Raw genomic sequence first — 11872 nt, forward strand, 5'->3', positions numbered from 1 at the left:
CGCCGAAGATCGAGTTCGGGCCGTTAACCCCGGCGTGGTCGGGCAGACTCGAAACAAGCCCGAAGCAAACCTCCCGGAAAGAGGGTGGATCGCGTGGACCGCTGCATCGTCCTGGTGGACGCCGGGTATCTGCTGGGGGCCGCCGCCAGTCTCCTCGCCGGGGAACCCTCGCGGTCCCGCATCACCGTCGACCACGCGGCCCTCATCCAGGGGCTGCGCGAACGCGCCGAATCCGACACGCGGCAGCCCCTGTTGCGCATCTACTGGTTCGACGGCGCCCCCGACCGCGTCCCGCAGCCCGAGCACCGCAGGCTGCGCGTGATGCCCCGGGTCACCGTCCGGCTCGGGGCGTTGACCCGCAGTGACGGCCGCTGGGCCCAGAAGGGCGTCGACGCCGCGATGCACGCCGAGCTGACCGAACTGGCCCGCAACCGGGCCTGCTCCGACATCGTCCTGGTCACCGGCGACGGCGACCTGCTGCCCGGCATGATGGCCGCCAAGGAGCACGGCGTCGCCGTCCACCTGTGGGCCGTGCAGGCCGCCGACGGCGACTACAACCAGTCCGAGGACCTGGTCGCCGAGGCCGACGAGCGCCGGGTGCTGGACCGCGCGTGGATCACCCGGGCCGTACGCGCCAAGGAGGCCACCGGGGTGTGCGCCCCGCCGCCCGTGCCGCGGCCCGAGATCGCCGCGATCCTCTCCGCCCCGCTGCCGGAGTCCGCGCTCGCCGCGGCGGCCGAGCGGACCGCGCAGGAGCCGCGGCACCCGGCCGCCGCGCAGAACGGCAGCGCGGAGCGGCCGCCCGCGGCCAGGGGCGTGCCCACCCCCAAGGACCTGGCCGCCCTGCGCGGCCCCGGCGCCCAGGCCCCCCAGCAGCCGGCCTCGGCCACCCTGCGCTGGTCCTCCGACAAGGGCTGGGTCGACCGTCCCGCCGCCGAGTCCCCCGAGGCCGCCTCCATGCCGACGCTCGCCCAGCTGACCACGGCCGAGCAGCGGTGGGCCGACCGCGAGGAGGACATCACCACCGTCGGCGGCGACCCCTTCGAGGTGGGGCAGGTCTTCGCCCGCCGCTGGGTGGAGCGGCTCGGCGACCAGGGCCACCTCCAGAAGCTGTCCGTCATGTACCCCCGCATCCCGCACCGCATCGACGGCGAGCTGCTGCGCTACGCCGCCCGCTTCGGGCTCCTCGCCCACAAGGACGACCAGATCGACGAGCGCGACCGGTACGCCATCCGGGCGGGCTTCTGGCGGGAGATCGACGTCCGCACGGGCACGGAGCGGGGGGCGGCCGCCGGGGAGTGAGCGGCACCGGCCGGCCCGCTCGCCGGATGCCCCGGGCTCACCGCGGAGGGCCGCCCGGAGCCGCCCGGCGCTTCGGTCCGCGGGGCCGGCCGCAGCGCACCCGCCCGCCCGGCCCGGGGCGCGCCCCGGGCGACCGCGTCCGCGGAGGGCGACCCCGCGGCGGGGGCACGCGCGGCACGAGAGCGACCCGAGGGCGGGGCGGGGCCGCCCACCCCGTAGGCTCGTCCCTTGTGAGTACGCGCGCGGCAGAGGCATTCCGGCACGGTGGTGACGTCGTGTGCGCGGTGCGCGGACTGTCCAAGACCTACCCGGCGACGCGCGGACGGCGCGGAAGGCCGGCCGCGCCCGAGGTCCGGGCCACCGACGACGTGCGGCTCGACGTCCGGGGCGGGGAGATCTTCGGACTGCTCGGACCGAACGGGGCCGGCAAGTCCACCCTCGTGCGCCAGCTGACCGGGCTGATGCGGCCCGACCGGGGCAGCGTGGAGATCCTCGGCCACGACATCGTGCGCCACCCCGAGCGGGCCTCGCGCATCCTGGCCTACCTCGGGCAGGAGTCCACCGCCCTCGACGAACTGACCGTGTCCCTCGCCGCCGAGACCACCGGCCGGCTGCGCGGGCTCGACGTGCGCCGGGCGCGGGCCGAACGGGACGCCGTGCTGGAGGAGCTGGGGCTCACCCCGATCGCCGGGCGCCCCCTGCGGAAGCTGTCCGGCGGCCAGCGCCGGCTGGCCTGCTTCGCCGCCGCGCTGGTGGGGGAGCGGCCCCTGCTCGTGCTGGACGAGCCCACCACCGGCATGGACCCGGTGGCGCGGCGCGCGGTGTGGTCGGCCGTCGACCGGCGCCGGGCCGAGCGCGGCACGACCGTGCTGCTGGTCACCCACAACGTCATCGAGGCCGAGACCGTCCTGGACCGGGTCGCCGTCCTGGACCGGGGCCGGGTCATCGCCTGCGACAGCCCCACCGGGCTGAAGGAGCGGGTCGCGGACGAGGTCCGGGTCGAGCTGGTGTGGCGCGAGGCGGCGCCGCTGCACGTGCCCGAGGTCGCCGCGCTGCGCGACCGGGCCGTCGAGTCGGGCCGCCGCTGGACCCTGCGGCTGGCCCCGGAGGAGGCCCGTACGGTCGTCGCCACCGTCACCGGCGGGGCCGCCTTCGCGGCCCTGGACGACTTCACGCTGGCCACCCCCAGCCTGGAGGACGTGTACCTGGCGCTGGGCGGCGCCGTACGGCAGGGACTGGTGAAGGCATGAGCGCACGGGCCGCGTCATCCGTACGGAACGGGACGACTGCCGGAGCGGGTCCGGGCGGACCCGCGAGTGGACCTCCGAGCGGACCTCCGAGTGAAGGGGAGCAGCACGACGTGAGGGCCGTACCCGCCGATGTCCTGCCGGGCGGCGCCCCGGCCGTGGAGGGGGGCGCGCCGGAACCGGCCGAGCTCGGTCCCCGGGCGCGGCTGTGGCCGTCCCTGGCGGCCGTGTACCGGGCGCAGCTGTCCCGGGCACGGGTGGCGAGGATCCCGCTGCTGTTCGTGGCCACCTTCCAGTCGGTCGGGATCATGATCCTGATGCGCGGGGTGGTGGACGGCGGCGGCGAGGCGCAGGCCGTGGTCGCCGGCTCGTCGGTCCTGGTCGTGGCCTTCGTGGCGCTGAACCTCCTCGCGCAGTACTTCGGCCAGCTGCGGGCCAGCGGCGGACTCGACCACTACGCCACCCTGCCCGTGCCGCCCGCGGCGGTGGTCCTGGGCGCGGCCGGCGCGTACGCCTCGTTCACCGTCCCGGGGACCGTCGTGACCGCCGTCCTCGGGTGCGTCCTGTTCGGTCTGCCCCTGGCGCACCTGTGGGTGCTCGCCGCCGTGATCCCGCTCGCCGGGGCCGCGCTCGCCGGACTGGGCGCGGCCCTGGGCCTGCTCGCGCCGCGGCCGGAGCTGGCGACGCTGCTCGGCCAGCTGGGCATGTCGGCGGCGCTGCTGCTGGGCGTGCTGCCGGCGGAGCGGATGCCGCAGGCGGTGCGCCTGGCGCGGGACCTGCTGCCGTCGACGTACGGCGTGGAGGCCTTCGCGCGGACCTTCGGCCCGCACCCCGACTGGGCGCGCGTGCTCGCCGACCTCGCCGTGTGCGGGGGCGTCGGCGTGATCTCGCTGGCCGTGGCGACCTGGGCGTACCGCAGGGCCGCCGTCCGGTGACGCGCCGCACCACCGGGCCTGGCACGATGTCAGGGTGAGCGCACCTCTGACACCACCACCGCCCCCGCACGAGCGTTCCCCGCACGACGCGGGGCAGCGGCCGTCCGCCGGGCCCGTGGCCGCCGCGTCCCGGAAGGACGGGGCCGCGGAGCACGCCGGGGGACACGGCTGGTACGGACAGGACGGCCCTGCGATGAAGAAGGAAGTGCGGGAGGCCACCGTGATCGCGGTGGCGGTGGCGCTCGGCGGGGTGCTCCTCGGGGTGCTGTGGTGGTGGCTGGCGCCGCGCGTGCCGCTCGTGGGCGACGTGGTGGGCGACGGCTGGGTCGTCTACCTCAAGGACACCGAGGGGGAGCAGGCCGTCGGGGTGGACGGCACGTTCTCCCTGCTGGCGCTGGGCTTCGGGGCGGTGAGCGCGCTCGCCGTGTTCCTCGTGCGGCGGCACGGGGGCGTGCCGCTGGTGGTGGCGCTGGCGGCCGGGGGGCTGCTCGGCTCGTTGCTGGCCTGGCGGACCGGTGTGTGGCTCGGTCCCGCGCAGGACGTGATGGCCCAGGCGAGGAGCGTGGGCAAAGGGGTCACCTTCGACGCGCCGCTGAAGCTGAGCGCCAAGGGCGCGCTGCTGGCGTGGCCGTTCGCGGCGCTGGTCCTGCACCTGGGGCTGACCGCCCTGTTCGGTCCCCGCGACCCGGACCCCCTCCCGCCGGACCCGCAGGGGACGGCTCCGGACAGCCCTTAGGGCCGGCGGCCCGGCTCCGGCCCCGTGACACCGGCGGTCCGCGCCGGGCGCCGTCCGCGGTCCGCCCGGCCCCTCCCGGTGCGCCACCCGCGTCCGCGGGGCCCCTCCGGCACGTCCCCCACCCCCGACCGGGAGAAGGGCCCGGCCGGGTTCCCGCCCGGGTCACGCACGCCCGATCGGAGCGAGGACCGCCGAGGTCAGCCCGGCCAGGTCGGCGGGGGAGAGCTCGACCTCCAGGCCGCGGCGGCCGGCCGAGACGCAGACCGTGTCGTGCAGGACGGCCGACTCGTCCAGGACCGTCGGCAGCCTCCTGCGCTGGCCGAGGGGCGAGATGCCGCCGCGGACGTACCCCGTGGTGCGTTCCGCCAGCGCCGGGTCGGCCATCGCGGCCCGCTTGCCGCCGACCGCCGCCGCGAGCGCCTTCAGGTCCAGTTGGCCGGCCACCGGGACCACCGCCACGGTCAGCGCGCCGTCGACGTCGGCCACCAGCGTCTTGAAGACGCGGTCCGGCGGGACGCCCATCGCCTCGGCCGCCTCCTCGCCGTAGGACGGGTGGGAGGGGTCGTGGTCGTAGGAGTGGACCGTGAACGGCACCCCGGCCGCGGTGAGCGCCACCGTCGCGGGCGTTCCCCCGGCCTGCTGCTTCCTGGACTTCTTCGCCATGGTGGTCCGTCCCCCGGGACAGTCGTGTGCCGGACGAGTCGTGTGCCGGCGTCGTGCGTCGGTGTCGTGCGTCAGTTGAGGCTCGTCGGTCCGCGCGTCAGGTCCGACGCGGGCAGCGACGGCAGGCTGCGGATGACGGCGGTCTCCGTGCGCAGGAGCCTCAGCTCGTCACGGAGCCGGGACGCCGTGTCCGGAGCCTGGAGCAGCCGCTGCCGCGTCGGCGTGTCCAGCACCATCGCGGCGGCGACCAGGTAGGAGACGACGCCCGGCTCGTCCGGCAGGTCCGCGCCGGTCGCCAGCGACCGTTCGCGCGCTCCGGCCAGCCGCTTCTGGTACCGGCGGAAGGCCCGCAGCACCGCCTCCGCCAGCGGGCCCGCCTCGTCGCCCGGCTCCTCCGCCAGCGGTTCCAGCTCCGCCGTCAGATACGGTCCCGAGGCGTCGACCGACAGCAGCCGCACCCGGGTCGTGCCGGTCGCCAGCACCTCGAAGGTGCCGTCGGCCCGCTCCCGGACCGTCGCGGCGTCGGCCACACAGCCCACCTTGTGGAAGGCCCGGAGCGGGTCGGGGCCGAAGCCGGCCGCCGGCCCCCGGTCGGGCACGGCGGTCGGGTCGGGCAGGCCGGGGGCGCTCGGCGCGACCTCGTGGCCGTCGCGGATCGCCACGACGGCGAACCGGCGCGGCTCGTCCCCCGAGGTCTTCAGCAGCTCGCGCATCATGGCGCGGTAGCGCTCCTCGAAGACGTTGAGCGGGAGCACGAGCCCCGGGAACAGCACCGTGTTCAGGGGGAAGAGCGGCAGGCGGACGGTGGTCACGACTCAAGAGCCTAATGGTCGCCGAAGCGGGCCCGTCCGCCCCGTTCGGTCCCCGGACGGCCGAAGACCGCGGCGGAGGCACCCCTGCCCGCCCCGGGGGGACCGGACGCCACCGCCGCGCGCACGCCCCGACGCACCTCCAGGAACCGCCCGAGCGGGTCGTCCGCGTCCCGGTCCCACGGGAAGGACGTGGCGTACGGACCGGTCAGGCGCAACTGCTCCAGGGCGTCCGGCCAGCGTTCGAGGCGGACCAGGACGTAGGTCAGCAGATTGCGCAGCTCGGCCGGCCAGGAGTGGCCCGCCGGCAGCCGGGCGGACAGGGCGGCGGCGCGGTCGGCCGCGGCTTCGAGCCGCGCGCGCGGCACCTCGGGGCCGCAGCCGTCGGTCAGGTAGCCGAACGCCGCCCGCAGCGGCAGCGCCTGGGTGGGCGAGTCCTCCGGCGCGTCCTGGGCGGCGAGGTCCGCGAAGTCGAAGCACTCGTGGTGCGCACCGTGCCAGGAGGACGACAGGTAGCGCAGGGCCGCCACGTGACAGCCGTAGTGGTGCGGGGCGCGGCGGACCGCCGCCTCCCACAGCTCCTGGAAGTACCGGTGCCCGGCGCGCGCGCCGCGGGCGTGGTCCAGGGCGAGCCGCCACGGCACCGGGTCGCGGCCGTCCCCCTTCGCGGCGGCGGTGATCAGCGGGCTCACCTCGCGCAGCAGCTCGGTCCGGGCCGGTGAGTCCCAGGCGCGGTCCACCGCCCGCTGGGCCTCCACCAGCAGCCCGTCGGGGTCGTGCGGATCGAGGGAGCGCCAGGTGTCCAGCCACTCGGGGCGCGAGCGGGCGAAGGCGGCCAGCCGCCGCACATACCGGTCGCGGTGCTCCCAGGAGCCCCGGCGCCGGGTGGCGGCGAGCAGGCCGGCGGCGGGCGCGTGGTCGCCGGCCGCCGCCGCGACCAGCGCCGGACCCAGCGCGTCGTCGGGCGCGTCGAGGAGCACGTCGTCGTCGGCGGGCAGCACGACGGACGCGGGTACGGCGCCCGCCCCGCCTCGCGCCCGGGACGTACGGGACGTACGGGTGAATCCGTGCAGCAGAGCCATGGTGCCGACCATTGAAGGACCGCAGATCACGGCCGCGCCAGAGCCCACGCCGAAGTCGTGGAAGGTTGTACGCCACCCGGTCAAGAGCGATTAAAAAGTCGGTGGTTCCCCGCCGCGGCACGACGGCGACGGGGGCTCAGGTGCGCCGCAGCGTCCGCGTCGCCCCCGCCGCCACGGTCGTCGCCAGGACCCAGCCCAGCAGGACGAGCACCGTCGCCAGCCACTGCCAGCCGCCGCGCAGCTCCCACAATCCCACCTGTCCCAGGTCGATCACCGGCAGCAGCAGGTCCAGGGCGAACAGCGCCGGGTCCCACGGAGGGTGCTCACCGTCCTTGAGGGGCGGGTGGTGCGCGTGCGCGAAGGCCAGCGAACCGGCCGCCCACAGCACCGCCATCCACACCGCGGCCCGGCCCGGCCGGTATCCGTAGGCGACCGTCCAGTCCTGCGCGTACCCCCACAGCTTGGCCGCGAGCGGCAGGCTCTCGCGGCGGCGGCGCTGCTTGGCGAGCAGCACCTCGCGGGCCTCCTCGTCCGCCCCGCTGCCCCGCAGCACGGCGGCCAGCCGCTCGTACGGCTCCGGGGTGTACTCGGCGCTCGCCGCGTCCACCCACCGCAGCCGCAGCTCCAGCGGGAACGGACCGCGCGGCACCAGGTTCTCGTAGGTGAAACCGCCCATGTGCAGCCGCCCCGGCCCCGGCCAGCTCTCCGCCCGGTCCACCAGGTTGACCACCCGCGCCCCCGACAGCACCACCCTGCCGCGCGCCGGCCGCTCCCCGAGGAAGCGCAGCTCCGGCGTCTGCACCCGGCGCAGCGACAGCTCCTGGTCGTCGGTGAGGGTGAACCTGGCCCCCTCGAAGTCGACCGCGTCCCCGAACCGCCCGTCGTCCAGCCGCACCCCGCCCCGGCACTCGAACCGCTGGATCCGCGTGCCGCGCGCCGGGGTCATCCCGCTCCGCGCCTGGGCGCCGACCCCCGCCGGGGTCAGGTACAGCGAACGCTCCACGGTCAGCTGGGGCGCGTTCAGCGCGAGCCGGGCGCACGGGTTGGCCAGCCGGGCGCCGCGCAGGCTCAGCGAGACGCCTATCTGCGCGCTGCGCAGGCTCAGCTCGCCGTGCGACTCCAGCATCTCCGCCTGGAGGTCCTGGCCGACCGTCATGCCGTCCCCGGCGATCGAGCGGCCGCTGCGGTCCCGGTGCACGACCGCCTGGTTGAGCAGCAGGTCCGTGCCGATCCGGGCGTCGGTGAGCCGTACGCCGCCCAGGAACCGGCAGCGCGGCAGGTGCAGGTCCCCCTCGGTGCTCAGCCGGGCCGCCTCCAGGCGCGGCACGGAGCAGTCCACCAGCCGCACGGTCGTGAAGCGGGCCTCCGGCAGCAGGACGTCCCGCTCGAAGCGGCAGTCCCGCATCTCCACGTAGGGCGCCACCGTGCCGCCCGCCAGGTCCAGGACGCCGCTGATCCGCACCCCGACCAGCTTCAGCGAGGAGACCCGGCCGGCCAGCGCGGGCGGCCCGTCCAGCAGGAGCCAGCACACGACACGGGCCCGGACCGTCCGCTCGGGGCCCCACGGGTGCCCCCCGTGCGGGTCGTCCACGACCGTGTCCCCGCTGCTCAGGTCGTACACGCTGCCGTTCCGGAAGGCCTGCCACATGCCGGCCTCCACGGCGGTCAGATCCTCCGGCACGTCCCCGGCGCGCCCTCCCGCCTCCTCGGCCACGGCGTCCCCCTCCCTCCCGGGTGTCTCGTCGGCGCGTCCCTCCGTACAGCCGGTCATGCCCGTTTCCGTGAGAGGATGAACACGGAAAGTGAAGAGGATCCCCGGTGCGTGCGCGCACCGTCACCGGGGGGTCCCGTATCAGCCATTGGAACGGGCGGACCGTCCACCGCGCGGGTCTGAGAGAATTGAGCACGTGATCTCCCGAATCGATCTGCGCGGCGACGCCCTTCCCGAGGGTCCCGCCCTGCGCGACCTGCTGCCCCGAGCCGACTTCGACGTCGCGGCCGCCCTGGAGAAGGTGCGTCCGATCTGCGAGGACGTGCATCATCGAGGCGACGCGGCGCTGATCGACTTCGCCGAGCGGTTCGACGGCGTGCGTCTGGAGTCCGTCCGGGTCCCCGCGCAGGCGCTCACCGACGCCCTGGAGGCGCTGGACCCGGCCGTGCGCGCCGCCCTGGAGGAGTCCGTGCGGCGCGCCCGGATCGTCCACCGCGAGCAGCGCCGCGCCACCCGCACCACCCAGGTCGTGCCCGGCGGCACGGTCACCGAGAAGTGGGTGCCGGTCGACCGCGTGGGGCTGTACGCGCCGGGCGGCCGGTCCGTCTACCCGTCCTCCGTGATCATGAACGTCGTGCCCGCCCAGGAGGCCGGCGTCCCGTCGGTCGCGCTCGCCTCACCGGCCCAGGCGGAGTTCGGCGGGCTGCCGCACCCGACCATCCTCGCCGCCTGCGCGCTGCTCGGCGTCGACGAGGTGTACGCGGCCGGCGGCGCCACCGCCGTCGCGATGTTCGCGTACGGCACCGAGTCCTGCCCGCCCGCGAACATGGTCACCGGCCCCGGCAACATCTGGGTCGCCGCCGCCAAGCGCTACTTCACCGGCCGCATCGGCATCGACGCCGAGGCCGGTCCCACCGAGATCGCGATCCTCGCGGACTCCACGGCCGACCCGGCGCACGTCGCCGCCGACCTGATCAGCCAGGCCGAGCACGACCCGCTGGCCGCCGCCGTCCTCGTCACCGACTCCACCGAGCTCGCCGACGCGGTCGAGAAGGAGCTGAAGCCGCAGGTCGAGGCGACCAGGCACGTCGAGGACCGGATCGTCCCGGCGCTGTCCGGCAAGCAGTCCGCCATCGTCCTGGTCGACGGGCTCGACGAGGGCCTGCGCGTGGTCGACGCCTACGGCGCCGAGCACCTGGAGATCCAGACCGCCGACGCCGCCGCGGTCGCCGACCGGGTGCGCAACGCCGGCGCGGTCTTCGTCGGCCCCTGGGCCCCGGTCTCGCTCGGCGACTACGCGGCCGGATCCAACCACGTCCTGCCCACCGGCGGCTGCGCCTGCCACTCCTCGGGCCTGTCCGTCCAGTCCTTCCTGCGCGGCATCCACATCGTGGACTACACCGAGGACGCGCTGGCCGAGGTCGCGCACCACGTGGTGACGCTGGCGGAGGCGGAGGACCTGCCCGCGCACGGCGCGGCGATCAAGGCGAGGTTCGGCTGGAAGGTGCCCGGGAGCAAGTGAGCGACGTGAGGATCGACGATCTGCCCGTACGGGACGAGCTGCGCGGCAAGTCCCCCTACGGCGCGCCCCAGCTGGACGTCCCCGTACGGCTGAACACCAACGAGAACCCCTACCCGCTGCCCGAGCCGCTGGTCGAGCGGATCGCCGAGCGGGTCCGCGAGGCCGCCCGGCACCTCAACCGCTACCCCGACCGGGACGCGGTGGAGCTGCGGACCCGGCTGGCCGAGTACCTGACGGAGACGGCCGGGCACCCCGTCGGCCCCGGGAACGTGTGGGCCGCCAACGGCTCCAACGAGGTCATCCAGCAGCTGCTGCAGACCTTCGGCGGGCCCGGCCGCACCGCGCTCGGCTTCGAACCGTCGTACTCGATGCACGGCCTGATCGCGCGCGGCACCGGCACCGGCTGGATCTCCGGCCCGCGCCACGACGACTTCTCGATCGACCTCGCGGCCGCCGAGAAGGCGATCGCCGGACACCGGCCCGACGTCGTCTTCGTCACCACCCCCAACAATCCCACGGGCAACGCGGTCCCGCCCGAGACGGTGCTCGCGCTGTACGAGGCCGCCCAGGCGGCCAAGCCGTCGATGGTGGTCGTGGACGAGGCGTACGTCGAGTTCAGCCACGGCGACTCGCTGCTGCCGCTGCTCGACGGACGGCCGCACCTGGTCGTCTCCCGCACCATGTCGAAGGCGTTCGGCGCCGCCGGGCTGCGCCTCGGCTACCTCGCCGCGCACCCCGCGGTCGTGGACGCCGTGCAGCTCGTGCGGCTGCCCTACCACCTCTCGGCCGTCACCCAGGCGACCGCGCTGGCCGCCCTGGAGCACACCGGCACGCTGCTGAAGTACGTCGAGCAGCTGAAGGCCGAACGGGACCGGCTGGTCGCCGAGCTGCGCGCCCTCGACTACGAGGTGACCGAGTCCGACGCGAACTTCGTCCAGTTCGGCAGGTTCGCCGACTCCCACGCCGCCTGGCGGCGGATCCTCGACCGGGGCGTCCTGGTCCGGGACAACGGTGTACCGGGATGGCTGCGGGTGACCGCGGGCACCCCGGCGGAAAACGACGCGTTTCTCGACGCGGTCCGTGAGATCAAGAAGGAGCAGAGCGCATGAACCGCGTTGGACGGGTGCAGCGGACGACCAAGGAGACCTCCGTCCTCGTCGAGATCGACCTCGACGGCACCGGAAAGACCGAGATCTCCACCGGCGTCGGCTTCTACGACCACATGCTCGACCAGATCGGCCGGCACGGTCTGTTCGACCTGACCGTGAAGACCGAGGGCGACCTGCACATCGACTCCCACCACACCATCGAGGACACCGCCCTCGCGCTCGGCGGCGCCTTCAAGCAGGCGCTCGGCGACAAGAAGGGCATCTACCGCTTCGGCAACTGCACGGTCCCGCTGGACGAGTCCCTCGCCCAGGTCACCGTCGACCTGTCCGGCCGCCCCTACCTCGTGCACACCGAGCCCGAGAAGATGGCGCCGATGATCGGCGAGTACGACACCACGATGACCCGGCACATCCTGGAGTCCTTCGTCGCCCAGGCCCAGGTCGCGCTGCACGTGCACGTGCCCTACGGGCGCAACGCGCACCACATCGTGGAGTGCCAGTTCAAGGCGCTCGCCCGGGCCCTGCGCTACGCCTGCGAGCGCGACCCGCGCGCGGCGGGCATCGTGCCCTCCACGAAGGGCGCGCTGTAGCCCATGAACGGACTGTCCACCGCCTTGATCGTCGTCGGTCTGTTCCTCGTCGGCGGGATCATCTCCTTCGTCAAGCAGAAGATGCCCAAGAGCCTGATCGTGCTGCTCTCGGTCGGCGCCGCGATGTGCCTGACCGCGGGCGCCCTGAGGCTGGAGGTGTGACCCC

12 protein-coding genes are annotated in these 11872 nt (G+C 75.1%); 8 read left to right on the forward strand and 4 right to left on the reverse strand.

From position 1 onward, the window contains the following. Positions 1-93 precede the first annotated feature (93 nt). The 4 genes from ACZ56B_RS07530 to ACZ56B_RS07545 all read left to right on the forward strand — a co-directional run bounded on the left by ACZ56B_RS07530 (position 94) and on the right by ACZ56B_RS07545 (position 4220). Positions 94-1302, forward strand: coding sequence for an NYN domain-containing protein (locus tag ACZ56B_RS07530; RefSeq protein WP_468787294.1), 1209 nt, complete (start codon positions 94-96; stop codon positions 1300-1302). A gap of 275 nt (positions 1303-1577) precedes the next feature. Continuing rightward, positions 1578-2552, forward strand: a complete 975-nt coding sequence (locus ACZ56B_RS07535; protein WP_468787534.1) for an ABC transporter ATP-binding protein — start codon at positions 1578-1580, stop codon at positions 2550-2552. Positions 2553-2662: 110 nt separating this feature from the next. Next, positions 2663-3484 carry an ABC transporter permease gene (locus ACZ56B_RS07540; protein ID WP_468787296.1) on the forward strand — a complete coding sequence of 274 codons (822 nt, stop codon included), beginning with the start codon at positions 2663-2665 and terminating at the stop codon, positions 3482-3484. A 34-nt stretch (positions 3485-3518) separates the two neighbouring features. Further along, positions 3519-4220, forward strand: coding sequence for an AAA family ATPase (locus ACZ56B_RS07545; RefSeq protein WP_468787298.1), 702 nt, complete (start codon positions 3519-3521; stop codon positions 4218-4220). A 162-nt stretch (positions 4221-4382) separates the two neighbouring features. On the opposite strand, the gene ybaK is transcribed toward ACZ56B_RS07545, so the two are convergent. From ybaK to ACZ56B_RS07565, 4 genes are all read right to left on the reverse strand, one after another. Continuing rightward, complete coding sequence (gene ybaK, locus ACZ56B_RS07550) at positions 4383-4883, reverse strand: Cys-tRNA(Pro) deacylase (protein ID WP_468787300.1); 501 nt, start codon at positions 4881-4883, stop codon at positions 4383-4385. Positions 4884-4954: 71 nt separating this feature from the next. Then, complete coding sequence (locus ACZ56B_RS07555; protein ID WP_468787302.1) at positions 4955-5695, reverse strand: LON peptidase substrate-binding domain-containing protein; 741 nt, start codon at positions 5693-5695, stop codon at positions 4955-4957. Between the two features lie 11 nt (positions 5696-5706). Beyond that, positions 5707-6786 carry a hypothetical protein gene (locus tag ACZ56B_RS07560; protein ID WP_468787304.1) on the reverse strand — a complete coding sequence of 360 codons (1080 nt, stop codon included), beginning with the start codon at positions 6784-6786 and terminating at the stop codon, positions 5707-5709. 124 nt (positions 6787-6910) lie between these two features. After that, entirely contained in the window at positions 6911-8488 is a 1578-nt protein-coding gene (locus ACZ56B_RS07565; protein ID WP_468787536.1) for an oxidoreductase, read from the reverse strand. Between the two features lie 193 nt (positions 8489-8681). Between ACZ56B_RS07565 and hisD the strand changes: the two genes are divergently transcribed. From hisD to ACZ56B_RS07585, 4 genes are read left to right on the forward strand one after another with little or no spacing between them, the layout of a single operon-like run. Next, a complete protein-coding gene (gene hisD, locus ACZ56B_RS07570) occupies positions 8682-10007 on the forward strand; it encodes a histidinol dehydrogenase (protein ID WP_468787306.1) in 1326 nt (441 codons plus the stop codon). Then, positions 10004-11116: a histidinol-phosphate transaminase gene (locus tag ACZ56B_RS07575; RefSeq protein ID WP_468787308.1), complete on the forward strand. Its 1113-nt coding sequence runs from the start codon at positions 10004-10006 to the stop codon at positions 11114-11116. Before hisD ends, ACZ56B_RS07575 begins: the two co-directional genes overlap by 4 nt. After that, on the forward strand, positions 11113-11706 hold the full coding sequence (hisB, locus tag ACZ56B_RS07580) for an imidazoleglycerol-phosphate dehydratase HisB (protein ID WP_468787310.1): 594 nt from the start codon (positions 11113-11115) through the stop codon (positions 11704-11706). The genes ACZ56B_RS07575 and hisB overlap by 4 nt, the downstream gene beginning before the upstream one ends. Before the next feature lie 3 nt (positions 11707-11709). Then, positions 11710-11868 carry a hypothetical protein gene (locus tag ACZ56B_RS07585; protein ID WP_468787312.1) on the forward strand — a complete coding sequence of 53 codons (159 nt, stop codon included), beginning with the start codon at positions 11710-11712 and terminating at the stop codon, positions 11866-11868. Positions 11869-11872: the final 4 nt, after the last annotated feature.

The organism is Streptomyces sp. NPDC034670 (assembly GCF_055574875.1).

What these genes read in the sequence shown, in the direction of transcription:
- ybaK (WP_468787300.1), bottom strand. Translation starts at nt 4,883, where the DNA reads ATGGCGAAGAAGTCCAGGAAGCAGCAGGCCGGGGGAACGCCCGCGACG.
- ACZ56B_RS07560 (WP_468787304.1), bottom strand. Translation starts at nt 6,786, where the DNA reads ATGGTCGGCACCATGGCTCTGCTGCACGGATTCACCCGTACGTCCCGT.
- hisB (WP_468787310.1), top strand. Translation starts at nt 11,113, where the DNA reads ATGAACCGCGTTGGACGGGTGCAGCGGACGACCAAGGAGACCTCCGTC.
- ACZ56B_RS07585 (WP_468787312.1), top strand. Translation starts at nt 11,710, where the DNA reads ATGAACGGACTGTCCACCGCCTTGATCGTCGTCGGTCTGTTCCTCGTC.